Annotated in this window: 27 protein-coding genes; 25 read left to right on the top strand and 2 right to left on the bottom strand. The window is 60.8% G+C overall.

Features of this window, described 5'->3' with window-relative positions; all coding sequences use genetic code 11:
- Nucleotides 1-52: 52 nt before the first annotated feature.
- Nucleotides 53-1,390, bottom strand: a complete 1,338-nt coding sequence (locus BLQ12_RS05980; RefSeq protein WP_092209264.1) for an HDOD domain-containing protein — start codon at nt 1,388-1,390, stop codon at nt 53-55.
- Nucleotides 1,391-1,859: 469 nt separating this feature from the next.
- On the opposite strand from BLQ12_RS05980, the gene pyrF reads away from it, so the two are divergent.
- Nucleotides 1,860-2,588, top strand: coding sequence for an orotidine-5'-phosphate decarboxylase (gene pyrF / locus BLQ12_RS05975; RefSeq protein ID WP_226860037.1), 729 nt, complete (start codon nt 1,860-1,862; stop codon nt 2,586-2,588).
- Between the two features lie 98 nt (nt 2,589-2,686).
- Here the strand turns inward: pyrF and BLQ12_RS05970 are convergent, their stop codons facing one another.
- Entirely contained in the window at nt 2,687-3,571 is an 885-nt protein-coding gene (locus BLQ12_RS05970) for a tetratricopeptide repeat protein (protein WP_175469534.1), read from the bottom strand.
- A gap of 622 nt (nt 3,572-4,193) precedes the next feature.
- Here BLQ12_RS05970 and BLQ12_RS05965 point away from each other — a divergent pair.
- From BLQ12_RS05965 to BLQ12_RS05850, 24 genes are all read left to right on the top strand, one after another.
- Nucleotides 4,194-5,336 (top strand): two-component system sensor histidine kinase NtrB, encoded by a 1,143-nt coding sequence (locus BLQ12_RS05965; RefSeq protein WP_175469533.1) that lies wholly within the window; start codon nt 4,194-4,196, stop codon nt 5,334-5,336.
- Complete coding sequence (locus tag BLQ12_RS05960) at nt 5,333-6,751, top strand: sigma-54-dependent transcriptional regulator (protein WP_092209258.1); 1,419 nt, start codon at nt 5,333-5,335, stop codon at nt 6,749-6,751. The genes BLQ12_RS05965 and BLQ12_RS05960 overlap by 4 nt, the downstream gene beginning before the upstream one ends.
- 527 nt (nt 6,752-7,278) lie before the next feature.
- Nucleotides 7,279-7,671 (top strand): response regulator, encoded by a 393-nt coding sequence (locus tag BLQ12_RS05955; protein WP_175469532.1) that lies wholly within the window; start codon nt 7,279-7,281, stop codon nt 7,669-7,671.
- A 199-nt stretch (nt 7,672-7,870) separates the two neighbouring features.
- Nucleotides 7,871-8,086: a gas vesicle structural protein GvpA gene (gvpA, locus tag BLQ12_RS05950; RefSeq protein WP_092209254.1), complete on the top strand. Its 216-nt coding sequence runs from the start codon at nt 7,871-7,873 to the stop codon at nt 8,084-8,086.
- Nucleotides 8,087-8,427: 341 nt separating this feature from the next.
- On the top strand, nt 8,428-9,063 hold the full coding sequence (locus BLQ12_RS05945; RefSeq protein WP_092209252.1) for a hypothetical protein: 636 nt from the start codon (nt 8,428-8,430) through the stop codon (nt 9,061-9,063).
- Nucleotides 9,064-9,183: 120 nt separating this feature from the next.
- Nucleotides 9,184-10,146 carry a hypothetical protein gene (locus BLQ12_RS05940; RefSeq protein ID WP_092209250.1) on the top strand — a complete coding sequence of 321 codons (963 nt, stop codon included), beginning with the start codon at nt 9,184-9,186 and terminating at the stop codon, nt 10,144-10,146.
- Between the two features lie 95 nt (nt 10,147-10,241).
- Nucleotides 10,242-11,207 carry a gas vesicle protein GvpN gene (gene gvpN, locus BLQ12_RS05935; RefSeq protein WP_092209248.1) on the top strand — a complete coding sequence of 322 codons (966 nt, stop codon included), beginning with the start codon at nt 10,242-10,244 and terminating at the stop codon, nt 11,205-11,207.
- Nucleotides 11,204-11,536: a hypothetical protein gene (locus BLQ12_RS05930; protein WP_139163872.1), complete on the top strand. Its 333-nt coding sequence runs from the start codon at nt 11,204-11,206 to the stop codon at nt 11,534-11,536. Before gvpN ends, BLQ12_RS05930 begins: the two co-directional genes overlap by 4 nt.
- 48 nt (nt 11,537-11,584) lie before the next feature.
- On the top strand, nt 11,585-12,331 hold the full coding sequence (locus tag BLQ12_RS05925; protein WP_092209244.1) for a GvpL/GvpF family gas vesicle protein: 747 nt from the start codon (nt 11,585-11,587) through the stop codon (nt 12,329-12,331).
- A gap of 66 nt (nt 12,332-12,397) precedes the next feature.
- Entirely contained in the window at nt 12,398-12,934 is a 537-nt protein-coding gene (locus BLQ12_RS05920; protein ID WP_092209242.1) for an Hsp20/alpha crystallin family protein, read from the top strand.
- Between the two features lie 8 nt (nt 12,935-12,942).
- Nucleotides 12,943-15,072: a CDC48 family AAA ATPase gene (locus BLQ12_RS05915; RefSeq protein WP_092209240.1), complete on the top strand. Its 2,130-nt coding sequence runs from the start codon at nt 12,943-12,945 to the stop codon at nt 15,070-15,072.
- Nucleotides 15,062-16,099, top strand: coding sequence for a GvpL/GvpF family gas vesicle protein (locus BLQ12_RS05910; RefSeq protein ID WP_092209238.1), 1,038 nt, complete (start codon nt 15,062-15,064; stop codon nt 16,097-16,099). The genes BLQ12_RS05915 and BLQ12_RS05910 overlap by 11 nt, the downstream gene beginning before the upstream one ends.
- Nucleotides 16,096-16,764, top strand: coding sequence for a hypothetical protein (locus BLQ12_RS05905; protein ID WP_092209236.1), 669 nt, complete (start codon nt 16,096-16,098; stop codon nt 16,762-16,764). The genes BLQ12_RS05910 and BLQ12_RS05905 overlap by 4 nt, the downstream gene beginning before the upstream one ends.
- Nucleotides 16,765-16,777: 13 nt before the next feature.
- Nucleotides 16,778-17,521: a GvpL/GvpF family gas vesicle protein gene (locus BLQ12_RS05900; RefSeq protein ID WP_092209234.1), complete on the top strand. Its 744-nt coding sequence runs from the start codon at nt 16,778-16,780 to the stop codon at nt 17,519-17,521.
- A gap of 4 nt (nt 17,522-17,525) precedes the next feature.
- A complete protein-coding gene (locus BLQ12_RS05895) occupies nt 17,526-17,774 on the top strand; it encodes a gas vesicle protein GvpG (protein WP_092209232.1) in 249 nt (82 codons plus the stop codon).
- 46 nt (nt 17,775-17,820) lie between these two features.
- On the top strand, nt 17,821-18,087 hold the full coding sequence (gvpO, locus tag BLQ12_RS05890; protein WP_092209230.1) for a gas vesicle protein GvpO: 267 nt from the start codon (nt 17,821-17,823) through the stop codon (nt 18,085-18,087).
- Between the two features lie 4 nt (nt 18,088-18,091).
- On the top strand, nt 18,092-18,457 hold the full coding sequence (locus tag BLQ12_RS28475; protein ID WP_092209228.1) for a gas vesicle protein: 366 nt from the start codon (nt 18,092-18,094) through the stop codon (nt 18,455-18,457).
- Nucleotides 18,458-18,475: 18 nt separating this feature from the next.
- Nucleotides 18,476-18,766, top strand: coding sequence for a hypothetical protein (locus BLQ12_RS05880; protein WP_092209226.1), 291 nt, complete (start codon nt 18,476-18,478; stop codon nt 18,764-18,766).
- Nucleotides 18,756-19,064 carry a gas vesicle protein K gene (locus tag BLQ12_RS05875; RefSeq protein ID WP_092209224.1) on the top strand — a complete coding sequence of 103 codons (309 nt, stop codon included), beginning with the start codon at nt 18,756-18,758 and terminating at the stop codon, nt 19,062-19,064. The genes BLQ12_RS05880 and BLQ12_RS05875 overlap by 11 nt, the downstream gene beginning before the upstream one ends.
- Nucleotides 19,065-19,067: 3 nt before the next feature.
- Entirely contained in the window at nt 19,068-20,132 is a 1,065-nt protein-coding gene (locus BLQ12_RS05870) for a GvpL/GvpF family gas vesicle protein (RefSeq protein ID WP_092209222.1), read from the top strand.
- 4 nt (nt 20,133-20,136) lie between these two features.
- Complete coding sequence (gene gvpJ, locus BLQ12_RS05865; protein WP_092209220.1) at nt 20,137-20,793, top strand: gas vesicle protein GvpJ; 657 nt, start codon at nt 20,137-20,139, stop codon at nt 20,791-20,793.
- Nucleotides 20,794-21,047: 254 nt separating this feature from the next.
- A complete protein-coding gene (locus BLQ12_RS05860; protein ID WP_092209218.1) occupies nt 21,048-22,844 on the top strand; it encodes an Hsp70 family protein in 1,797 nt (598 codons plus the stop codon).
- Nucleotides 22,780-23,697: an Hsp20/alpha crystallin family protein gene (locus BLQ12_RS05855; RefSeq protein ID WP_139163871.1), complete on the top strand. Its 918-nt coding sequence runs from the start codon at nt 22,780-22,782 to the stop codon at nt 23,695-23,697. The genes BLQ12_RS05860 and BLQ12_RS05855 overlap by 65 nt, the downstream gene beginning before the upstream one ends.
- 54 nt (nt 23,698-23,751) lie before the next feature.
- Complete coding sequence (locus tag BLQ12_RS05850) at nt 23,752-25,650, top strand: ArsA family ATPase (protein ID WP_092209214.1); 1,899 nt, start codon at nt 23,752-23,754, stop codon at nt 25,648-25,650.
- Nucleotides 25,651-25,684: the final 34 nt, after the last annotated feature.

The raw sequence follows: 25,684 nt of genomic DNA, 5'->3' as shown, positions 1-25,684 counted from the left end.
GTCTGCCTCGGCAAATGCTTTTCCCCGGTGGGACGGTGCCCCGGAGGGCGGCTCAGGTGATGGCCAGTTCCGGGCTTCCGGAGAGCACCTGGTGGGGGATGGCGTCCACAATGGCGGGGAAGTCCGAAATGGACATGCCCAGGACCTCGAGCCTTCGCGACAGGGAGTTCATGTCGACCTTGTGCAGGCTGGGGCTGGCGCTGAACATGTGGAACAGGGAGTTGGACACGGAGATGATGGTCACCAGCTCGCGGTGGGACTCGGCATCGTCCGGGGTGTGGTGGTAGCGGATGGTGTTGGTGATGGAGGCGGGCAGGTCCCACTTCTGGGCCAGCTTGAGCCCGGCCTTGGTGTGGTTGGTTTTCAGGAGCCGGTTTTCCGTCTCCACCAGGTCGTTTTCCCCCATGATCTCCCGGTAGAAGAAGGGGCGCGCTCCGGAGACAAACTGGTCCAGCACCACCTTGCCCAGGTCGTGGATAAGGCCTGCCGAGTAGGCGGCAAAGGGGGAGGCCTTGCCGCTTAAGGCGGCGATTTTCTCCGCCACCAGGGCCACGCCGATGGCGTGGTGATACAGGCCCCCCTTGGCAAGGGAGTAGCCCGTGTAGCTGTTGTTGAGCAGCTTTTTCACCGCCATGGCCGTGACGATCTTGGCCAGGGAGGTCTGGCCGATGATGAGCAGGGCATCGTCGATGGAGTCGATGCCTCCCTGCCCCCCGAAGACGGCTGAGTTGCAATACTTAAGGACCTGGGCGCTGATCACCTGGTCCTTTCTCACCTCCTGGGAGAGGTTGTGGATGTCGTAGGCATCCTCGTCGATCATACGCAGGATTTTCAAGGCCACCTGGGGAATGGGCTGGATATCGTCCAGCTTGGAGATGCGCCCGTGGGTGGTGTCGTCCACCTCCTGCTCGTCGGACAAGAGAGCGGGGATCACTTCGTAGTCAAAGGTCTCCAGGTTGAAGTTGAGGCAGCAGGTAAAAAAGCCGCCGGTCTCCGACAGGGCCACCTGGATTCCGTGCTTGCCCAGCACCTCCTTGACAACCTCGGCGGTGCGCCCGCCGATGTCGAGGCGGATGTCTTGGTTGCTGACCTTTCCCGCAAGGGCCCCGCCGGCGATGACCGCCTGGAGCCGTGAGATGTCCGCCCCTTCACGGACAAGGTGCCCAAGAAAAAGGGGCAGCCCGGTGGCGGCGTATTTTTCCCGGTTGTACTCGGATTTGTGGGAGACGGGCTCGGGCAGGAGGATATGGTAGAGGCCACCGATGCCGGCTTCGGCATCGAAGAGGGCGACACCGACACAGGAGTTGAGGTACGCTTGAAGAATGAGGGGTTTTCGGGCGTTTACCTGGAACGTTCCTGCCGGAACATGATATTTCTGGTAATAGGTCATACGGAGAGACTCTCTTGCAAGGGGTCGTTCCCATGTGTGGCGAACAAGGGCCCTTGACACGTCGGGTGCCTGTTCAACCGGAATGCGCTTTGACAAAGGACCGGGTCGGGGATCAGAGAGGGGGGACACCGCAACGGTGTTACGCAAGGTGAGTGGTTGCTCACCGTGGAGCGTGGAGAACACCCTTCCCCGGCTTTTCAAGCGCTGTTAAGTGAAAAGAGGTAGCACTTTGCTTGGGGTATTGCAACCCAAAAGGCGTTAAACTAACTGTTTTTTCATTGTTTTCGAAGGGCTATGGTGCAGCGCGTCAAGCCCGACACCGGCAGGGGAACCTGGGGGGGGTGATGCAGAACAATTTTGATGCTTTATCCCATGGGAGAAATGGGGTATACCCCCTGTGACCATGAATATCCCCAGGGTCTGTTCCGTTCCTAATGACCGCAATCAAAAAACATGTAAGGAGGCGCCTTTGGGTTCCTACGATCGTATTATCTTTCCTCTGGATCTTCCCACAGAGAAGGAGGCGTTGGCGTACGCCACCCTGCTTTCCGGCAAGGTAGGTCTGTTTAAAATCGGGCTGGAGCTATTCCTTGAGTGCGGGCCGTCCATCGTTGACAAGGTGCGCAGGGCAGGCAACGCAGACATCTTCCTTGACCTGAAACTCCATGATATCCCCGTGACGGTGGAACGGGCCGTGGCCCGTGTGGCCGACCTCGGCGTGCGTTTTCTCACGGTTCACTGCGGGGAGTCCGAGGCCATGCTCAAAGGGGCGGTGGCCGGAGGCGCAGGCAAGGTGGGGATCTTAGGGGTGACGGTGCTCACCAGCGTCGGGGCCGATGACATCCGCAAATCCGGGTTTCTCCCCCAGTATGCCGAGGACATGAAGCAGCTGGTGATCAAGCGGGCGGTGATGGCCCACACCTGCGGGTGCGCCGGTGTGGTCTGTTCCGGCCATGAGGCCTCCGTGATCCGCGATGCGGCAGGGGACGGCTTTTACGCCGTGACCCCGGGAATCCGCCCGGCCTGGGAGGGCATGGGCGCAGATGACCAGAAGCGCGTGATGACCCCTGCTGAAGCCATTGCCGGCGGGTCGGATTACCTCGTCATCGGACGCCCCATCCGGGACGCCGCCGACCCCGTGGCCGCCGCCGCAAAGGTGGCCGAAGAGATCGATGCGGGGCTCGCCGCAAGAAGATGACCCCGGAAGCTCTGCTTAGCTGACCGGTTGCCGCCAAAAAAAAGCCCGATCCACGCGTATGTGTGGATCGGGCTTTTTTGTTTTTTTGGGGAGAGGGATCAGGGGGTGTTGAGGTCCATCTTCTGGTACCGGCTCAAGCTGACGGTTTCTGACTTGATGAGAGAGCCCTTCTCTCCGTAATAGAAGAGTTCCACCTTGCCCAGGTTCCGGCCTGTGAGGTGGTACTCCATGAGGGTGTAAGTCCCTTGGGCGTTGAAGTGGGTGATGGTTTTGTTCCGGTTGTTTTTTGCACTGAACAGGGCGTGATGGAAGGTGTCGCTTCGCCTCAGGGTCCCGGCGTCGTTGTAGTGGTTGAGCTGCTTGAAGATGCCCTCCGGGCCGTCGTAGAGGCGGTCGCCCTTGGAGAAGACGGTGGTGGTGGTTTTTCCCCCATAGGCGTTGTGTGTCAAAGTGGTCCGGGTGGTCCGTGCCATTCCGTCCCCAGAGCCATCGTCGGCAAGGCTCTGGATGGCTTTGTCTTTTTTTGCTGCTTTACCGGCTTTTCCTTTGAGTTCTCCATCCTTCAGGTGTTCTTTGGCCAGCCGGTTGTTCTTGGCCGCTGCGCGTTTGATGTCGGCAAGGGCAAGGCCGAACTGGCCGGTTTTTTCGTAGGCGAGTCCGCGGAAATAGAGAATATCCGGATCGTTGGGACGAAGCTCCAGGGCACGGTCGAAGTCCACGATGGCCTTGTAGAAGAGCTTCAGGTTGTGCCAGGTGAGCCCGCGGTTGTAATACGCCTCAAAATAATCGGGGGAGGCTTTGATGGCTTTGGTGTAACTGGCGATGGCCTCCATGTACTGCCCCGCCTCGAAGTGGCGGTTTCCCGTATCTTTTTGGGCCACCGCCTCACCGGACGGTCGGGGGGAAACGGCGCTTTTGGCCCGGGCCGGTGCCGGAGCGACGAGGAGCGCGACGGTAAGAAGGGTGAGGAACAAATGCTTCATGATAACGTCTCGGATTGGTGACGGCTTCCCACGGGGCCCGGGGAGCCAATCGGGCGGTATGGTCGGGTTTTCCAGGTATCGGGCACTCCCCATAGCTTGCATGGGGGCCGAACCTTTCCAGTGCCTTGGGTCCTGCTGCCTGTTTTTGTTGTGATGCTCTTCTATAGATCGCGGGTGCGAATTCTGTCAAGGGTGGTCCGGGAAAAGGCCGGGACCGGTGTTCGGTGGCCCGTGGTGCAGGAAATAGTCTGCTGGTCTTTTGTATAAATCATTGACATTATAACTGTTTTCGATGTAAGGTAAAGCGATTTACAGCGGTTTTTTATTGACGGTGTGATGATGGCATTCGTCCCATGGCTCTTGAGCATGACAAACCGCGCCTACCCTGATCTCTTGTTACCTGTTCGAGTTTCTCACACCAATACGAAAAATACCACCCGCCTTATGCAATGGGCTGTGTTCACAGGTCCGGACCGGACCACACATCCCCATGAACAAGCGTGCAGCCACTGGCATTCATCGGACGATGCAGAGCAGAAATCCAGGACCGACTCCATGGGTACGGGCTTCTGCAAGGCCCTGGGGGATGCCCCTGCACCCATTAAGGACGAACGGGCTTGCCATGAAAAGAGCGTATCAACGAGACATACTGAAAGAAAAATCGCTGGAATGCCACCGGTTGGCCGGTGCCTTGAGGATGAAGGAGCACGCCCTTGCGAATTCCATCAACGCGGTGTTTTTCGCCGACGCCAAGGGCATGGTGTTTGAGGTCAACCCTGCGTTTCTGAAGCTCTGGGGGTACGACGACAGGCACGAGGTGCTGGGGTGTGGCGTGGAACGGTTTTTTCTCCTTAAAGGAGGGTTTGCCCAGTGGCGCGGCAGGGTGGGCGAGAAGGGGGGGGACCGGGAGATGACGGCGGTAAAGAAAAACGGCACGGTGTTTCCCGTGAAGGCGGCCATCAGTCTTTTTGAGCCGGCGGGTCGGCGGGGGCTGGGGGTGATGGGGGCCTGCGTGGCCCTCACCGAAAAAAGCCGGAGCGAAGAGTTCAAGCGACAGTCCCTGAAGCTTCTGGCCCTGGGCCACCTTTCGGCGGGACTGGCCCACGAACTTCGAAACCCCCTGGCGGTCATCAGCTCCTGTGCCCAGTTCAGCATCGAGAACCTCACCATCGAGCGTCCCCTGGCGGAGAACCTCCAAGTGATTTATCGCAACAGCCAGAAGGCGAGCCGGCTCATCGAGGAGCTGCTCTCCTTTGCCAAGCCGTCCAATCTGGACTGGAAGCGCTTGAGCCTCAACGCGATCCTGGGCCATGTGGTGAAGATGGCCCGGCTGGAGGCGAGCCAGGGGAGTATCCAGACCTGCCTCAAGGCAGACCCCAACCTGCCGAGGATCGTCGGGGACCGTGAAAAGCTGGAACAGGTTTTTTTAAACATCACCTTAAATGCTTTCCAGGCCGTCTCAACGCATGGGCGGGTGACCCTGACCACGCGGCACGTGAAAAAGGCCGAGATGGTGGAGGTCAACATCATCGACAACGGGCCGGGGATCCCCGAAGAGTACCGGGAGCAGGTGTTTGATCCGTTTTTTACCACCAAAGACAACGGCACGGGGCTGGGGCTGAGCATCTCCCATGCCATCATCAAACAGCATGGCGGGCAGATACGCATCACCGGAGGCAGACGAAACGGCACCGACATGTCCATTTTGCTGCCCATTGCAAGCCGCAACGGGGATGGGCCGGACGGGGATTGGGAGGCTGGATGAACAACTCGACAGAGGCGATGCAGAAAAAGATCATGGTGGTGGACGATGACCAGGATTTTCGCTGGGCCATCTCCAATGTGCTCTCCCTGGCTCGCTACGACGTGAGGCAGGCCCCCAACGGGGATGATGCCCTCAAGCTTTTAAACGACGACATGGCGGACCTGGTGCTCCTGGACCAGCGGATGCCCGGTCGGGACGGCATCGCCGTGGCCGAGTGCCTCTATCGGCAGTACCCTTCCCTTCCCATCATCATGGTGACGGCCTACTCCGAGGTGAAAACTGCGGTCCGGGCCATGAAGATCGGGGTGTGCGACTACGTGACCAAGCCGGTCAACAACAACGACCTGCTTTTTCTGATTGAGGAGGCCCTTCAGAATTCGGATTTCCTGGACAGGGGGCTGCCCGGTGACGGGCCCTGCGCGGGGGAGAACCCCTTGTTTGAAAAAATGGGCCGGAGCCATGCCGTGCAGATCCTGGCGTGGAAGGTGGAGAAGGTGGCGGCCAGCGATTTGACGGTGCTCATCGAAGGGGAGAGCGGGGTGGGCAAGGAGCTGGTGGCCCAGACCATCCATGCCCTGAGCCCGGTGAAAAAGGGCCCTTTTGTGGCGGTCAACTGCGGGGCCATCCCCGAGACCCTCATCGAAAGCGAGCTCTTCGGGTACATGAAGGGGGCCTTTACCGGAGCCCAGGAGAACAAACCGGGGTTTTTCGAGTTGGCCCAGGACGGCACCCTGTTCTTAGATGAGGTGGGCTGCCTTCCTTACGGGGCCCAGCAGAAACTCCTGCGAACGGTCCAGGAACGCTGCGTCCAGCGGCTTGGGGCGAAACGGGCCCTGCCCGTGCGGATACGGATCGTCGCGGCCACGAACCAGGCCCTGGATCAGGACCGCCACACCGAGAGGTTTCGCTCGGACCTGTATTACCGGCTGAAGGAGTTTTACATCCGGGTCCCCGCCCTGCGTGAGCGCAAAGAGGACATCCCCTACCTTGCGAAACGGTTTTTCAACAGGAATCGCAAACGACCCTACGGGCAAAACGTCATGGGGTTTTCCGATGGGGCCATGGAGGCCCTGCTTTCCCATGACTGGCCCGGAAACGTTCGCGAATTGAAAAACATTGTGCGCCAGGCCTCGTTGATATGCGAAGGGCAGTTCATTGAACCGGGATGCCTGGCCCTCCATGCCGAACACGAGGTGATGGCCCCGGCCTCCTTTCCCGCTCCTGCGGCGGATTTGGGGGGGCGGTCCCTCACCGAAGCCATCAAGCATGTCTCGGGCCTGTGGGAGAGGCAGATTATCCGGGAAACCCTGAAGCAGAGCCGGGGCAACAAGCGGGAAGCTGCCCGGCGGTTAAAGATTGATTACAAGACCCTGTACCGCAAGCTGAAGGCCTATGGCCTCGGGCGAACGCATTAACCTGCACCCCAGGCGGGTGCGCCCGATACGGGCCTGAAACCATGCCGGTATCCGTTTTACCGGGGCAGGGCTTCCCGCCGGCGTTTCTGTTTTCACCGTATTCTGATCTCAATGCATCACCCTTTCATCAGCTTTCCTTAACTCCCTTTCAACAAATTCTCACCGGCATCCATGGTCCCCTTGGAGATTATGGCACCAATGCCCCAGTAGAGACACCGATGCCACGGTTGTGCCCGGGATTTCCCCGGGCTGCGGGGGGCCCGGAAACAGTGGGTCTGGCCCCGTGGTCTTTCCGAAACCCCGGGAGACCCTGCGGCCTGGCGGGAAACAGACGGGGCCGGGGTGGGGTACGGGTGCCCTGCCGCCTGTGGGATGCGATTGACTTATCATCCTGTATTTGTTTGTTTTTTAATGTTTGCGGCGAGTGGTACGTAAGTTGCATTATTTCTATCAATAAATCCCAAAATTTGAACAAAAATTTATTAAAAATAAAATGACAGCCATGAAAAATGAATGAAAAATCTCCCATGATATTGCTTGTTGAAGACTCAGATGAGTTGCTCTGGGTGGTCGCCAACATCCTCGATGCCGCAGGGTTTCATGTGGAAGCGGCCCTGAGCGGCGGCGAGGCCCTTGAGGAGTGGGGCCGTCATCCCGAGACCGAGCTGGTCATTTTGAATTATCGCCTTCCGGACATGAGCGGGTTGAGCGTGTTCCGGCGCCTCCGGGAGAGGGGCTACACCCGGCCCGTGATTGCCATCTCCGGGTTTGGGACCCGGGAGGTCAAAGAGGGGTTCATGGACAAAGGCGCCTTTGCTTTCCTTGAAAAACCCTTTGACATGCATGTGCTCATCGGCAAGTGCCGCATGGCCCTCAAGGGCCAGCGGGGCATGAACACCGAAGCGGTAAACCAGGCATGAGACCCCATGTGTTCCATGCCCTGTAGCATACCACGACGAATAATGGATTTCAGGGTCCGGCCCGCCACGGGGTTGGGGCCTGGATAGCGGGGCGGTAAGGGAGGCCGAAAGACGGCTCCTGCTGCCCCAAGGCAGGTCAGGCGGTTTGGTGGAGTTGAGACCGCATCATTTATTACCCTTAGGACAAAGGAGTGTAACCATGGCAGTCGAAAAAACCAATGCATCTTCAAGCCTTGTGGAAGTTGTGGACCGGATCCTTGACAAGGGTGTGGTCGTGGATGCCTGGGCCAGGGTTTCCCTGGTGGGCATCGAACTGTTGGCGGTGGAGGCCCGGGTGGTTCTTGCCGGTGTGGACACCTATCTTAAGTATGCCGAAGCCGTTGGTCTGACGGCTACGGCAACCACAACAGCCTAACATCAACGCGGAAGTGAGATTGGCAGGTATCCTTAGGGTCACCAACGGTGCGGTTGCCGCCCCTTTGGTCATGACGCGCACTTTAAGCATATCTGAAATCTCGGGGTGTGGATGGAGATGATGGGGCCGTATCGAGTCCATGGGAGATCGCGAAGGTGACATCGCCATGTCACAGACCATGACCGAACCGCTCGGCAGCGCCCCCGGCGCTTACCGGGACCATCAAAAAAACCGTCAATCAATCCGACAATACCCCGCGGACTGGCTTCTCCACCTCGGCTATTGTCCGATTTGTTGACGGTTTTTGAATACGAGAACATTGGGTGAAAAAGGGTGGGCGCATGGGCACCGGTGAGGAGTTAAGGCGACTGGCTGAGAGCATCATCGATTCCTATGAAGGGCGTGTCAACACCGTGTGTGCCTTGATGTCCCAGGCCCACGAGGTGCTGGTGACGTATCGCTCGGATTTGTCCGAGATGGTGGGTGAGGTCCGTTCCAACCTGGCGGTCTCCCAGAGCCTGAGGCGCAAGGACTTTGACGCCATGGTCGAAGAGGTCCTGGAGCGTCACCATTGCATTGAGGCAGAGGCCGCAGGCCACCTGACCCAGTTCCGCCTGGAAGAGGAGGCGGTGATCAGCCGCCTTCGCCATATCATCTGCAACGGATGCGCCACCCCCCTTGAAGAGGTTGAGTTCATCCGCGAAGAGATCCTGACCCGCCAGAAAGAGCGGGAGTTGAAAGTTATTGGCATTTTGAAGCGGTTTCAGGTGGAGCAGGTGGAGCTGAAGATGGGCCTGCGAACGCTCCTGGACAAGGGGGAGGCGGTGAAGGTGAAGGACTTGAAGACCATGCTCAAGGCGATCAGTGCCCAGCAGAGCGAGACAAACCAGACCCTTTTTGCCTTTCTGGATGATTTTGACCGGATGCGAAGCCGGGTCCAGGGCCAGTGGCAGCAGGTGGCCCGCTTGAGCAGTTGATGGGAGGAGCCCCGCGTTGAGCCGGGGGCGGGTGCCGGCTCGGCCGGATGTATTTAACAAAACACGAAAAGGGTGCCCTTTGCGGCAGCCTTTGTACCGGTAGCAAATGGAGAGTGCACCATGTCAACAACCCAGGACTTCAACCGGTTGGGGGAGGAGATCGCACAGGCGTATGAACACCGGCGTCTCCTTAAAGAGAAAATGCAGCGGGATTTTTCCGAGATCAAAAAGGGAACGGCCGAGCTCATCGGGTCCCTGTCGGAAAACCGCGCCGAAATGGGCCATACCTTGCGGGTGGGGCTGCAGCAGTTTACCACGGATCTCGGGTCACAGGGCGACAAGCGGCGGGAAGGAGCCATGGAGGAGACCCGGCAGCGCATGGCAGAGATCGAGGCGCTCCGGGCAGACATGAGGCAGATGGAGGCGGAGACCCGCAGCTTTCTCGAAGGGCTGGAGAGTGCCCACCGTGCCATGGGCGAGAGCCTGAAGTCCGAGTTGGCTGAGTTTTCAGCGACCTTTGGCTCCCAGGCCCGGGAGGCCATGGATAATCGCGTCGAAGAGGTGGAGACCCGGCGGGGCGATGTCGCCGTCATGCGCGGGGAGATCCGGTCCTTTATAGGCGGGCTCAACAAAACCCGCGCGGCCATGGAGAGTGCCCGCAAGTCCGGCATGAGGGCCTTTGAAGAGGATCGAAAGGCAGGGGTGCAGGATTTTTTGGACACGGTGCGGACAGAGCATCAGGAGATGGCCGCCGCCTGGCAGGGGGTGCTGGCGAAAATCACCTCCGTCCTTGAGCGCCATTCGACGCCCCCCTCCCAGGGGGGAACCGCCCGGCAGGAGACAGGCACCCAGGCAGACGGGGCGGGCGCTTCCCCTGCCGCCGCCCAGGGCGATTCGGGGGACGTGTCCAGGCTCAAGGCCGAGATCGCAGGGACCTTGAAGGGGCACCCGGATGGCCTGAAGATGACCCAGGTGGCTGAGATCCTGGGGATCGCGCAGTGGCGGATGCTCATACCCATCATGCGTGACCTTCAGGACACCGGCATGATCTGCAAGAAAGGTGCCCTCTATTTTTCCGAATAACCATCCCGGCATGTGTTTTGGCGGCGAGCCCCGAGAACCCACTTTATACGCCATCGTCATCCCCATGAGATGGTGCCTGTGCAAAGGAGAGTCCCATGTCCATAGCCCACCCCACCACCGTCCTTGAACCCCGCTCCATGTCCGATTTTGTGGAGACAGAGTACGTCAAAGATGTTGCGGCCCGGGCCATGGGCTACATCAACGCGGGGTTTCCCGTGCACCTGAGGGGCATCTCCGGCACCGGGAAGACCACCCTGGCCATCCACATCGCCGCCAAGCTGGGACGCCCCCTGATCCTCATCCACGGGGACGAGGAGTTCTCCACCTCAAACCTCATCGGCAGTGAAAACGGGTACAGCATCAGCAAGGTCCGAGACAATTTTATCCATTCGGTGCTGAAAACCGAGGAGAACATGAGCAAGCAGTGGGTGGACAACCGCCTCACCGTGGCCTGCAAGTACGGGTTCACCCTGATCTACGACGAGTTCACCCGCTCCCGCCCCGAAGCCAACAATGTGCTGCTCTCCGTACTCCAGGAGCGGATGCTCGATATCCCCACCACGGGCAACGGGGACAGCAACTACGTCAAGGTGCACCCGGATTTTACGGCAATTTTTACCAGCAACCCCGAAGAGTACGCCGGGGTCCATCGCAGCCAGGATGCCTTGAGGGATCGCATGGTGACCCTGGACCTCGACTATTTTGATGAGGAGACCGAGGTGGGGATCGTGCACTCCCGCTCGGGGGTCTCCTACGAGGACTCGAAGAAAATCGTGGGGATCGTGCGGGGCCTGAGGGATTCGGAGGTGTTTGAGTTTGCCCCCACCATCAGGGGGTGCCAGATGATCGCCAAGACCGCCAGGGTCCTGGGGGCCTCGGTGGACAAGAACGACTCGGCATTTCGCCAGATCTGCGTGGACATTCTCTCCTCGGAGACCACCCGCATCGGAAGCCGGGCCACCAAAGAGAAAGTGACCAAAGAGCTCTTTAAACTCATCGACCATCACTGCAACGGCAAGGCCAAAGGCAAACCCAAGGCCAAGGGCAACGGGAGACGATGATGGCTAAACATCGGCATGGAAAGGACATCTACCGGCGCGGCTACGGAAACATGCGGACCCCCATCAAACACAACATCGCAGCAAAGTTCCGGCCGGTTCAATCGAGTTACCTGGAGATGTTTATCCTGGACAAACACCGGAGCCGGTTGCGCCAGGAGCGGGCCAACCTGCTGCGGCGCATCCATGAAATCGAGGCCGAATTGTCCTGCCTGGATGCCAAGATCCTTGAGATGAGGGACGGGGTGGAAGAGGAGATGGACCAGATGTCCGACGAACCGGCCGCTCCGGGGGGCGAGACAGGAATTCGGACCATACCCTTGGGGTACTGAAGGCGCGGGCGACACGGAGGGCAACCGGCGATGGAGACGGGGTGAGGCATGAGACAGGAAGGAAAGTATGTGTACTGCATCATCGGAGAGAACGACGGACGGAATTTCGGGGCCACGGGCATCGGAGGCCGGGAGGACATCGTTTCGACCATCGGGTTCAAGGACATCAGCGCGGTGATCAGCAACACCCCCATGACCCGCTATGTGATCAGCCGGGAGAACCTGACCCACCATGAGACGGTGATCGAAACGGTGATGACAGAGTACACCATCCTGCCGGTTCGTTTCTGCACCATTGCCGAAAGCACCGAAGAGATCCGGACCCTTTTGCGGAAGCGCTACGCAGAGTTCAAAGGGCTGCTCAGGGACATGGACAACAAAATCGAGATGGGGGTCAAGGCGTACTGGAAAGAGATGCCGGAGGTGTTCCAGGAGATCGACCGGAGCGATGCGGACGTAATGGCCTTAAAAAAAAAGCTGGGGGAGGCAAGGGGCGACACGCAGGTCAAAGGGGCGCTGGGCAAGGCCGTGGAAAAGGCGCTGGCAGTCAAGAAAGCCGATGAGGGCTGGTCTCTTTTAAACCGGCTGCGGCGCATATCCGTGGAGGTGAAAGCCAAGGAGCCCCAGACAGATCCCATGGTGTGCAACCTGGCCTGCCTCATCGATCGGACCCGGGAACGGGAGTTTGACTATGTGGTGGAGGAGCTGGCCGACAAGTATGAGGGGCGCTATGCGTTTGCCTATGTGGGGCCGGCGCCCCCCTTTCATTTCGTCACGATTGAAATCAAAGCGTGATGGCCGTCCGGGCTGTGCCGGACACCGTGGCCATCAGGCATTATCAGCAAGGCACGGGGGTAGGCAATGAGCGACAAGAACAGATCCGACAGGGAGATGCATGGCCACGGGGATTTTGGTTTCGGAGGGCTCTTGAAAGGCCTGGGGAACCTCATCGACGCCGCCGCCAAGCTGGCCGAGACCGGCGAGGGGCTGAAACGATCGGGGGAATTTGACCTGAGCAGCCTGGATAAGATCAAGGGGCTCAAGGACATTCGAGGGGTTTACGGCATCAACGTGCGGACCCTGCAGGACGGCAGTCCCGTTGTTCAGTCCTTCGGCAACATCAAGAAAAGCCCCAAGGGCCCCGTTGTGGAGGAAGTCCGGGAGCCCATTGCGGATCTTTTTGAGGAGGAGGATAAGGTCCGGGTGGTGGTGGAGATGCCCGGGGTGGGGTCCGAGGAGATCACGGTGTCCTTGAGCGACGACATCCTGACGATCCATGCGGAGAGCAAGAACCGGGAGTACCACAAGGAAGTCCTGCTGTCGAAACCGGCTGAGGAAGGGCAGATGAGCTGGACGTACAAAAACGGGATTCTGGAAATTACCCTAACCATGACCTAAGAGGTCCTATGGACAAGACAAGCCTGACCCTGAAGGTAAAGGAGGCGGAATCCAAAGACGTGGGCCGCGGCATTGTGCGGTTTGACCCTGCGGATTTCACCGGCATCGGCGTGGAGGTGGGCGATATTGTTGAGATCAAGGGGAAACGCAAGACCGTGGCCAAGGTGATGCCGGCCTTTATGGAGGACCGCGGCCAGGGATGGGTGTGCCTGGACGGCATCGCGCGGGACAACGCCCAGGTGGGTCTGGATGAGAAGGTCAGCATCTTGCCCTGCGCGTGCAAGCCCGCACAAAAGCTCACGGTGAGTCCCCTGACCCCCTTGCGTTCCTACGACTCCACGTACATCGGCAGCCTGCTGGAAGGCATCCCCCTGGTGACGGGGGACACGGTGCGGGCCAAGCTGTTCGGCGCCCAGACCCGGGATTTCCAGGTGACGGGCACCAAACCCGACGGGGTGGTGATCATCCGCCCCGAGACGGCGGTGGTCATCCAGGAACCCCGGGAGAAAGGGGAGGTCAAATCGGCCCGGATCTCCTACGAAGATGTGGGCGGTTTAGGCAAGGAGATCCGCAGGATTCGGGAGATGATCGAGCTACCCTTGAAATACCCCCAGGTCTTTGACCGGTTGGGCATCGACCCTCCCAAGGGGGTGCTCCTGCACGGCCCCCCCGGCTGCGGGAAGACCATGATTGCCCGGGCCGTGGCCAATGAGACGGACGCTTTTTTCAGCCACCTGAGCGGGCCGGAGATCATGAACAAACTCTACGGGGAGAGCGAGGCCAACCTGAGGCGCATTTTTGACGAAGCCTCGGCCCATGCCCCCAGCATCATCTTTCTGGATGAGATCGACGCCATTGCCCCCAAGCGCGAGGAGATGGGCGGGGAAAAGCAGGTGGAGAAAAGGGTGGTGGCCCAGCTGCTGACCCTCATGGACGGCCTCTCTTCCCGGGGCCAGGTGATGGTCATCGGGGCCACCAACATTCCCAATGTCATCGACCCGGCCCTGCGGCGTCCCGGCCGGTTCGACCGGGAGATCGAGATCAGCATTCCGGACCGCAACGGCCGCCTGGAGATCCTCACCATCTACACCCAGGGGATGCCCCTGGCTGGCGACGTGGACCTGAAAAAGGTGTCGGAAATAACCCACGGCTACGTGGGCGCCGACCTGGAGGCTTTGTGCCGGGAGGCGGCCATGGCCTCCCTGCGCAACATTTTTCCCCGCATCGATTTTGAGCTGGAGGAGATTCCCATGGACACCCTGCTCAACCTGCAGGTGACCATGGATGATTTTACGGAAGCCATGAAAGGCATCGAGCCCTCGGCGATCCGTGAGGTGTTCACCGAGGTGCCCAACGTGACCTGGGGGGATGTGGGGGGCCTGGACGCGGTAAAATCCCTTCTCAAAGAGACCATTGAGTGGCCCCTGACCTACGCCTCGCTGTTCGAAAAGGCAAACACCTCCCCTGCCCGGGGCATCCTGCTCTACGGGCCTCCGGGAACGGGCAAGACCCTTCTGGCCAAGGCCGTGGCCTCGGAGTCCGGGGTCAATTTCATCTCGGTCAAGGGGCCGGAGCTCCTCTCCAAATGGGTGGGGGACAGCGAAAAGGGGGTGCGGGAGATCTTTCGCAAGGCCCGGCTCGCCTCCCCGTGCATTGTGTTTGTGGATGAAATTGACAGCCTGGTCCCGCGGCGGGGCATGCAAGGGGCCTCGGCGGTGACCGATCGCGTGATCAGCCAGTTTTTAACGGAGATGGACGGTATCGAAGAGCTCAAGGGCATCGTGGTACTGGCGGCCACCAACCGCCTGGACCTCATCGATGCGGCCCTGCTGCGCTCCGGCCGGTTTGATTTTCATCTGGAGCTGCCCCCGCCGGACGAGGCGGCCCGGCGGGCGATTTTTGGGGTGCACACCAAAGGAAAGCCCCTTGCCGAAGGCATCGACTTCGACATGCTGGTGTCGGCCACCGAAGGGATGGTGGGGGCGGACATCGAGTTTATCTGCAACGCCGCGGCCATGGATGCCATCAGGGCGTTTATCAAGGCGGGGGACAACCCGCCGGACCGGTTTGTGATTACCAGGGCGCATTTCGAACAGGCCGTTGAAACACGGCGGAGGGATCAGGGGGATGGACGGTAACGGACTCTACCTTTACGGGTTTATGCGGCCTTCGGTCCCCCTCCGGGTGGGGCCCTTCGGGCTGGACAATCGGGAGATCATCCTGAAGAGCGTCCGGGGCCTGTCCGTTGCGGTGAGTGAGGTGGGGGCCCAGGATTTTACCCGGATGCCCCAGCAGACCCTTTTGAGGTACGTGGCCCAGCATCAGAGGGCCCTGGAGGGGATGATGGCCCTGGGGCCTGTGGTCCCGGTGAAGTTCGGCACCCTGGTCGGGCATGCCGGGGCGGCTGAGGCCCTTCTGGCACGAGGAGAGGCCCGGATCCTTGAGGCCTTTGAAAAAACCCGCGGCAAAACGGAGCTGGATGTGGTGGCCCGGTTCAGCGATTTTGAACGGGAGCTAAGGGAGATCGGTACGGAAGAGGCCATCTCCCATTTCCGGCGCGAGGTGGTGCTGGCGTCCCAGGCAGCCCGGCAGAAGGCACGGATCACCCTGGGCAAGATGGTGAAGGCGGGGCTGGAACAGAAACGAAAGGGCCTTGCCGAGGCCATCGTCGAGGGCCTTCAAGGTGTCTCGGTGGCGTTGAAATCCCTTGAAATCCGGGATGAAGCCGTCATCGTGAGCCTTGCCGCCCTTCTGGAAGAGGGGGAGACGACCCGGTTTGAAGGAGCCCTTGAGGCCCTGGACCGGCGGTTCGAAGACCGGGTGACCTTCCGGCTCATCGGGCCCCTGCCCTGCAACAGCTTTTATACCCTCTCGGTGCAACAGATCGATTTTGACGAGGTGGACTGCGCCCGGAAATGCCTGGACCTTCCGGAACAAGCCACCGTCTCGGATATCCGGGAGGCCTATCGGCTTATGGTCCGGGGGTGTCACCCGGACAGCCGTCCCGGGGGCGAAGGGGACAGGAGCCGGTTTGAGTCCATCAGCAAATCCTACCGGCTGCTCCTCACCCTGTGCGGGGACGATCCGGTCTCCTTTGTCAAAGGGGACGGCAGCCAGTGGGTGACGATTCAGAGCCTGGAGAGTGCAGGCAGGGGGGGGCCATGAGAACCCTGATGCTGATTCCCATGATTCATTCCGACCCCGACCTGGGGGCTGCGGCAGAAAAGATCCGGCTCATGCGTGAAAAGCTTTACGGCCCGGCGCGGCTCGCCCGGCATGAAGAGGTGGTGGCGGCCTTCTGGCAGGGGGTGGGACACCGCCTGGGGGCCATGGATGCCACCAGCCTGAAGATATATCAGGATGGCATGGTGGAGGCCGGTGCCATCGGCGACGCCGTTGTCCGGGAGCTGGCCGCAAAGGGGAGCCCCAACTTTCAGTGCATCGCCCGCCTTATGGCTGGCGGTGCGGAGATACGCAAAACCGAGGACCTCGTGTTGATCCGGCGGGAGTACGAACTCACCATGGGCCTGGTGCGCGCCCGGTCCCTCTGGCAGAAGCTTTACCGCCTGGGGGTCTCCCGGCTCCAGAAGGGGCGGTTGCTGAAAAAGCGGGACCGGTTCATGGCGCACCAGATCAACACGACCCTTGAAGAAGGGGAGGCCGGGGTGCTGTTCGTGGGGGCGGCCCATCAGGTTCAGCCGTACCTGGATGCAGACATCCAGGTGGACCCGTTTAAAACGCCGGGGCTGGTCCGGGCGTACATGAAGGCGGTGAAGCGTCGCGGGGGAGAGGAAGAGCTTCTTCGCCTGGGAGAGGAACTGATCGCGTAAAAAAAAGGTGACCATGGGCCAATACATCTATGCCGTGGCCGATACAGGCGACGAACGGACCTTGGAGATCGGCGGCATCGCCGAGGCCGGGGGCAATGTGTCCATCATCTGCCACCGGGACATCGGGGCCGTGGTGAGCCCCTCCCCGGTGACCGACTATGCCGTGAGCCGGAAAAACACCATGGCTCATCAGACGGTGATGGAGACCGTCATGGCGACGGCGCCCATTCTGCCGGTGAAGTTCGGCACCGTGGGCGAAGACTCCGAGGTCATTCGGGAAAAGCTCCTTGCGGACCGCTACGACGAGCTGAAAGCCCACCTGGCCTACGTGGCCGACAAGGTGGAGCTGGGGCTCAAGGTGCTGTGGACCGATCCCGCCCAGGCGTATCGGGAAATTGTTGCAGAGGACAGGCAGATCCAGAAGCTCAGGGATCGCCTCAATGCCCAGAAAGGGGGCGCGCGAAAAGATCAGATTCGTTTGGGAGAGATGGTGGCAGGGGCCCTGGCCCGAAAGCGGGATGCCTTAGATACGCGCATCGGTTCTTTTTTCGACGGGCTCTGGGTGGAGCACAAGAAGAACCCGCCCATGGGGGACCGGATGATCACCCACAGCGTGTTCCTGGTGGCCCGGGACAGGGAGGGGGATTTTGATGCGGCGGTAAACCGGCTGGGCGAGAGCACCGACGGGCAGATGAAGATCAAGTACGTGGGGCCGGTGCCTCCGAACCATTTTATCGAACTGGTTGTCAGGTGGTAGACCCATGGCGTTTATCTTGGATGACATCTTGCTGGCCCCCGTGAAAATGACCGTGTGGGTGGCCGAAAAATTACGGGACTCGGCGTTGCAGGAGATGACCGACGAGGCGGGCATCTACGAAGAGCTGCTCCACCTGCAGATGCAGTTTGAGATGGATGAGATCGATGAGGCAGAGTTTGAGCGCAGGGAACAGGATGTGATGGAGCGGCTGGATCGCGCACGGCAGTTAAAAAAAGAGATGGACGGGCCCTGACGGTGCCGTCCCCTTCGTCAACCTTTGACAACAAGGGACACAACCCATGGCGATTTCATTTACAGATGCAATTCAAAAAGCCCGTGAGGAGCTCAACATGCTCATCGGTCTCGAGATCGAATCCACGGTGAGCGCCGAGCCCAACGCCGACGGATGGCGCGTAACGCTTGAGGCGATCGAGAAGAAGGCGATCCCCGACAGCCTGGACATCCTGGCGGTGTACGAGACCATGCTCGACGACAAGGGCAAGGTGTCGGAGTTCAAACGGGTGCGGATGCGCAAGCGCATCGACACCGACGACCCGGAGGAATAACTCCATGGCCCTTGAACCGTCGAGAGAAAGCAGCGGAAGTCTGGCCGATGTGGTGGACAGGATCCTGGACAAGGGGCTGGTGATCAACGCGGACATTGCCGTGTCCGTGGCCGGGGTGGAGCTCTTGGGCATCAGGATCCGGGCGGCTTTGGCCTCCTTTGAGACCGCGGCAAAATACGGCCTGGAGTTCCCGTCGGGCACGGAGCTCCAGACCCCCGCCTGGGACGAGGCACTCTCCGCCAAAGAGCACTGTCCCCAGTGTGAAAAGGTGCTCCCCGCCGAAGAGCTCATCACCACAGGGTGTCCCTGGTGCGGCTGGATCAGCGCCAAGGCGAGGCAGTCCAACCCCGGCCTCACCACCTCGGTGTAACCCGTGTGGACAACCCTTATGGAAAAGGTCCGCCGGGGCCGGCAGGAGAAGCGGGCGCACCGGCAGGGGAGCGGCTACTGGACCCGTTGCCCCTCCTGCGGCAAGGACGTGGTGAAAAAGGAGCTTTTGAAAAAAGGCTGCTATGTCTGCGGCGCAGGCCCTGAAACGGATCGGGCCCCGGTACCCTACAAAATCCCGTGCCCCCGGTGCGGACGTCCCGTGGTGCGTGAGGCCATGGAGCGCACCGGGTGCTATCTTTGCGGGTTTCGTCCCGAAGGGACGGGCAAAGGCAGGACCCATGGCCATTGATATCGATGAAAACAACCTGAAGCACGGGGTGCTGGGCCTGGTGGTGGCCCTGGTGGAGGTGATCCAGGACGCCTTGAGGCTCCAGGCCATGAAGCGGGTGGAAGGGGGAAGCCTCACGGAGGAGGAGGTGGACCGTCTGGGCCAGGCCTTGATGGATCTTGACGAGGCCCTGGCCGAGATCAAGGCCCAGCAGGGGATCTCCGAGGCGGTGAAAAACGTGCGGGACGGGCTGGATGAGATGGTGGACGACGTTTTGGAGCAGATGATCAACCCGAGCCGGTGGAGTAAGGCAGAGTAGCCCATGGACCCAATGATCAGAGAGCGTGTCTTAAAAGAGCTCCGGTGTGTCCTCGATGCGCACCGGCAGGAGATCCGGCAGCTTGTGCGGGAGGCCGTTGCCCCCGAACTGCAGCGGATCATCCGGGAAGAGATTCACCGGGAGCTGGGTGCGGTCCCTGCAGCCGAGGTCGTGCCTGCGCCTGTGGAGGAGGCCCCCCGGGTGACACCGCCTTCGGAGCCATCCCCGGTGGCTGTGGCCCCGGAGGAGCCGGCAGCGGAGGAGGCGGCAGCGGAGGAGGCGCCGTCTTCCCCCCCGGCTATCGATGAGGGGCGGTATGTCTACGGGGTGGTCCGGGGGGAGAAAGACCTGGTGTTCGGCCCCATGGGCATCGACGGGGAGGAGGTCCGCATCATCTGGGAGGAGGGGCTCGGGGCCGTGGTCCATGACTGCGCGGCAACCCCCTACGAGTCGGCCGACGAGGAGGTCGTGAAGCAGTGGCTCCTTGCTCACCAGGGCGTCATTGAGCGGGCCTTGCGGGAGTTCAGCGTGGTGATCCCCACCTCCTTTGACACCATCCTTGCCGGTGAAAAGGGCCGGGGAGCCGATGAGACCGTGGCGGCCTGGCTCCGGGACGGCCGGGAGGATTTTACGGCCATGCTGGAACGCTTTTCCGGCCAGGCGGAATACGGGGTGCAGGTGTTCTGGGACGCCCCGGCCATGATGGAGACCCTTGCCCGGGAGAGCGAAAGCGTCCGGGAGATGACCGCCAGTCTGGAGGACAAGCCCAAAGGGGCGGCCTACCTGCATCGTCAGAAGATTGAGTCGGTGCTGAAAAAAGAGCTCGAAACCAAAGCCGATCACTACTTTCGTGAGTTTTTCAACGACATCAAAGAGTGCGTGACCGAGGTCAAGGTCGAGAAGACCAAAAAGGCCGAAGACCCTGCCCGGCAGATGATCATGAACCTGTCCTGCCTGCTTCCCCGGGAGGAGAGCGGCTCCCTGGGCCGGGAGCTGGAACGGATCAATGAGATGGCCTGGTTTTTCGTGAAATTCACAGGGCCCTGGCCGCCCTACAGCTTTACGTGAGCCCATGGAGCCGGAAAACCATACCAAAGCCACCCTGGTGGATCTTCTGGACCGCATCCTGGACAAAGGGCTGGTGATCCATGCCGACCTTATTGTTTCGGTGGCCGGTATTCCCCTCATCGGCCTGAACCTGAAGGCGGCCCTGGCCGGCATGGAGACCATGGTCAAGTACGGGATGATGAAGGCCTGGGATGAGCGCATGCGGGCCCAGGAGAGCGAGGCCCGGAGCCAGAAGGGCACCTTTCTTTCCAACGGCGAGGAGGTGCTCCTGACGGCCCACGGGGGATGGTACTGCCGTCACGGGCTGCATCCGGCCTGGCGGTACGGCCACCTCTACCTGACCCCCGAAAGGCTGTGCGTGTACCAGCATCCCTTTGAGCGCATGCTCTTTGAGGTGCCCCTGACGGGCATCGTTCGGTTCCTGATGCCGGAAGACACCCCTTCCGAGGATGGCAAGGTCCGTGAGCTTCACCTGGTGATGGCTGACGGGCACATCGAAAAGCTCAGGTGCACAGAGGCCTCACAGCTCCTGGCCTGCCTTGACGAGTTGCAGGTCGGGGAAGGCGTCACCCTCGACAACACCGTCTGGAAAACCCTCTGGCGAGATTCCCGGGGCGAGGGCCCCCTGCCTTCCATGGATACCGTCTGTAAGTCATCATAACGAAAGAGGCTTCCATTGTTAATGAAACTATTCAGATCCAAAAAGCGGCCTCCGGCGGCAAGGTGTGCCACCTTGAAAGCAGGTTGCGGATGCGCTTTGCCCCTCGTTCCTCGGGTCAAATCACATCCGCCTTTAAAGTAGAATTCATTCAAGAAGAATTTTTAAAACCTGTTTGTTAAACTTTTTAAAAGTGTAGCCCCCGGCAGGGCCGCCGGAGGCTTTTCTTTCCGGTTTTTAACCATCGAAGGATCCCCATGAACCGAGCCATCGGCATTGATCTGGGAACGTCCAACACGGTGGCCGCCGTGGTGGAAAACGGTCGGGCCCGTATCCTGCCCAACGGGGAGGGGGAGCGGCTGACACCGTCGGTGTATGCGGAGACAGGTGACGGCAGGCGGCTTGTGGGGATGCCGGCTAAGCAGCGGCTGGCCACCGGCTCCGGCGATGCCGTTGCCAGTGTCAAGCGGCTCATGGGAAGCGGCAGGTCCGTGATGGTCCGGGGGGCACCCCGGTCTCCCCGGGAGATCTCGGCGGCCATTTTAAGGCAGGTCAAGGCCGATGCCGAACGGGAGCTGGGCGGCCCCGTGGCCCGGGCGGTGATTACGGTTCCAGCGTACTTTCATCACGCAGCCCGGGAGGCGACCCGGGAGGCGGGGCGCATGGCGGGCTTTGAGGTGCTCAGGATCATAAGCGAGCCCACGGCCGCGGCCCTGGCCTACGGCCTTCATCGTCAGGACCTCTCCACGGTGCTGGTGTGGGATTTAGGGGGAGGGACCTTTGATGTTTCGATCCTGGAGCTCTCCGAAGGCTTTTTTGAAGTGAGGGCGGTCTGCGGGGACAACCGACTCGGAGGAGACGATTGGGACCGGCGCTTTGCCGACCATGTGGCATCCCGGGTCAAGGCAGAATGCGGCGTTGATATTCTTGGCAATGCCCAGGCGCTGGCCCAGGTGGGGATGGTCTGCGAGGGGGTGAAAAAGCAGCTCTCGGAAAAGCCGGTAGCCAGGCTTTCCCTTTCTGCCCTGGAGATTCCGTTGGGTGAGGGGGCGTCCTTTGAAGAGGTCATGGCGCGCTCCGTCTTTGAAGAGGCCACGGCAGACCTTGCCGGGCGCTTGCTTCCCCCCACCCGCCAGGCCCTTTCCGATGCCGGGCTCTCGGTTGGCGGCATTGACCGGGTGCTTTTGGTGGGCGGAGCCACCCGGATGCCGGGTATCCGGGCCCTTGCAGAATCCTTTTTTCAGCAGCAACCTTATCTCAAGTTAAACCCCGACGAGGTGGTGGCCATCGGCGCCGCGGTGCAGGCCGGGATCCTGACTGGTCAGATCAAGGATGTGGTGCTGGTGGATGTCACCCCCCTCTCGTTGGGGATCGAGTCCCAGGGCGGGCTCTTTGCACGGATCATCCCCCGGAACACCACCATTCCCACCTCGGCGCAGGAGCTGTTCACCACGGCCCGGGACGACCAGGCCAGCATGGATCTCCATGTGCTGCAGGGGGAGCGGGAGATGGCGTCGGACAACATCAGCTTGGGGTCCTTTCAACTCTCCGGGATCCCGCCCCTGCCCAGGGGGCAGGCCCACGTGGAGGTCAGTTTTTCCATTGACGCGGACGGCATCGTCACGGTGTCCGCCGAAAGTCTCCAGACGGAAGAAAAGGCCGCCATTTCCATTGATGCCATGCATGCCTTAAAGGCCGAGGAGGTGAGCCAGGCCCTTGCCGATGCCGACACCTGTGCCCAAGGGGACCTGGAGAGGCGCGAGCAGATCGAGGCGTCCACCCGGGCAGAGACCCTGATCCGGTCCGTGGAGGCGCTGGTCGACGACCCCGCGGCCTCCCTGCCCGAGGACCTGGGCAGGGCGCTTGCCGCCCATGTCGCCTTGTGCCGGGAGGTCCTGGCCCAGGGAAGTGCCCTTGAGATCAGGAGCCGATGCGCGGCGCTTAAGGCCTTTCTTACCACCTTAACCCCCGATGCAAAGGGAGCCCTCCATGAGACCCCGGTTGAGCACCATGCCCCGTTTGGCCAAAGCGGCCCCGGCCCTCGGCCCCGATGAGACCCTGATCCTCAAGGACCAGGGGGGCTACAGGGCTCATCCCGGTGCGGGATGGAAGGTGGTGGAGTGCCTGCTCACCGACAAGCGGCTGATCCTCTGGCAGCTCCGGAAGATTGTCCTTGAGGTCCCCCTATCATCCATTTCGGACCTTCGCACGGGGACCTTTTACTATGTGCTGCGCAAGCGCCCTGCCCTGGGGGTGTGGTTTCACCCTGCGGGAGCTCAGCGTCCCCGGGTTGCCTGGATCATTGTCAACGGAGCCCGGATCTGGAAGGCCCGGCTGTTTCAGATGTCTCTGCTCAAGGTGGATGAGGCCCTTGTTGCAAGTCTTGCCGAGAAGCTCGACGACAGCTGCAGGGCCATTCTCATGCATCTCTGGGAGAGGGGGCACGCCAGGATCGTCGAGCTGGCCGAGGTGTGCGGTACGGACAACCACATGGACGTGCTGATGCACGTCAAGGATGCCATCAACCCCATGGCCGTCAAGACCATGGGCTGCCCGATCCTCTCCTTTGAGCGCAAGCGGGTGGACCCCGGCACCGGAGAGACGGTCCTTTTCAGCTGGTGGCTTGCCGGCAGCCCGCAAAGGGGTACCGCCCAGAGGGAGCGCCTGCTGGATCTTTTTGATGAGGGGGGACATTATCAGGTGATTTTAGATGTCAAAGGGGTGGAACGACGCGACCTCCACGTGGGGGTTGCGGGCAGGGAGCTGACCGTCGAATCCAGGCATGCCTCCTCCCGGTGGGTGGAGCGGTTTGAGCTGCCCGAAAAGGTCGTGTTCGACGCCCACCGGGTGAGCCTTAAAAACACCCTGCTTGAGATCTGCCTCCGGAAAGCCGGGGACGGCTCCTGATCCCTTGTTGGCCCGGCCGCCCATGGCCGGGGTCGTCATGAACCTGAGCAGAGGATGCCTTTTTCAATCAAACCCGAATACCTTCATAATTTCGATCTGAAGCTTCTTTTCTTCGGCGGAAAAGGCGGTGTGGGCAAGACCACCTTGTCTGCGGCTGCCGCCATCTCCCTTGCCGAAGCCCGCCCAACCTCCAGGGTCCTTCTGCTCTCCACGGATCCTGCCCACTCCCTCTCCGATTCCCTGGACATGGATGTCACCCATGACATGACCCCGGTGCCCTTGAACGGGCAGGGGAACCTGTTTGCTCGCCAGCTTTGTGCGGAGACACTGGCAAACCGATTCAGGGAGCGCCACGGAGAGATCCTGGAGACCATCGCCGAGAGGGGAACCTATTTTGACCGGGAGGACATCTCCGGGTTTTTCGCCCTGTCCATGCCCGGCCTGGACGAGGTGATGGCCGTCCTAGAGGTGGCAACTCTCCTGGCTGAGGGTGCATGTGACCTCCTTATTCTGGACACGGCCCCCACGGGACATACCTTGCGCCTTCTGGCCCTTCCGGAGCACATGCGAACGTGGATCCGGGTGATGGACCTGATGCTGCACAAGCATCGCTACATGGCATCGGCCTTTTCCGGGAAAAAGTACGCCAAGGACCGGTGTGACCGTTTCCTTGAGACCCTGGGCCGGGATATCGATGCGGTGGGGGCGCTTTTCAGGGATGGCCGGCGTACCCGCTTTGTGCCGGTGATGACCCCGGAGCTGATGAGCTTTCGTGAGACCGAGCGGTTGGTGCAACGCCTTGAAGTCGCCCATATCCCGCTTCGGGAGATCCTCGTGAACCGGGTGGATCCGCCAGGCAAAGGGGGGAGCCGACCCGGAATCTTTGGAGAGATCAAGGCGCGGTTCCGTCGGTATGGCCTGGTCCTGGTGGCAAAAGAAGGGGCAGAGGTGAAGGGGATCCCCGCCCTGAAAGCCGTGGGGACCCGTGTGGGAGGTGAGGTGTGTGAACCTTGGCCTGAGGCACCTGTCCCCTGGGATAAAAACAAGGCCCCGGGCGGTGCCACGGGGCCGATCCTTTCGGGGCTCTGTGACTCTGCGGTGTGTCGGTTTCTCCGTTACGGTGTGGCCGCCGATCTGGAGGTCATTGTGGTGGGGGGCAAGGGAGGCGTGGGGAAAACCACGGTGGCGGCGTCCCTTGCCGTTCAGCTGGCCGATTGCTTCAAGGGAAAACGTGTTTTGATTGTCTCAACGGACCCGGCCCACTCTTTGTCCGATGCCTATCACACACCCATCGGTGATCGGGTCACTCGGATAACGGAAAACCTCTCGGCGTATGAGATCAATGCCGATGGGTTGTTTGAGCGTTTCAAGGAGGGGTACCGCAAGGAGATCCAGGCGCTTTTCAAGCGGTTTGCTGGACGCGGCATGGATATCGCCTTTGACCGGGAGGTGATGGCAGAGCTTTTATCCCTGGCCCCTTCGGGACTCGATGAGATCATGGCCCTGGATGCGGTGATGGATGCCAGGGGGGACGGGGCCCATGACATCCTGGTCCTGGACGGCTCGCCCACCGGTCACCTGTTGCGATTCCTGGAGATGCCCGGCCTGGTGAGGGCATGGCTCAAGGCCTTTTTTGCGGTGTTGAGGAAATACCACGGGGCGGTGAAGCTGACGGCTACCATCGAACGGGTCCTTGACCTGTCCCGGCGTGTCCGGAGGATGCAGGGGGTGCTTCAGGACAGGGACAAGACCGCCTTTGTCTGCGTGACCCTGCCTGAGAGCATGGTCCTTGCCGAGACGGATCGCCTGGTGGCATCCGTGGCCCAGGCGGGGATCTCCTGTCGGCATCTCGTGGTCAACCGGGTGACTCGACAAGGGGAGCTGGAGGCCGCCTGCGCCCGGTTTCCCCGGCTGGAGGTCACCGAAATTTCCGAGGCGCAAAATGACCGGTAGCTTGTGACGTCTCCGGGTTAAAGGGCTTGCCCCG

Origin of the sequence: Desulfoluna spongiiphila (assembly GCF_900101345.1) — a bacterium.
Classification (GTDB): domain Bacteria; phylum Desulfobacterota; class Desulfobacteria; order Desulfobacterales; family Desulfolunaceae; genus Desulfoluna; species Desulfoluna spongiiphila.
This window is presented reverse-complemented; position numbering and strand designations above follow the sequence as displayed.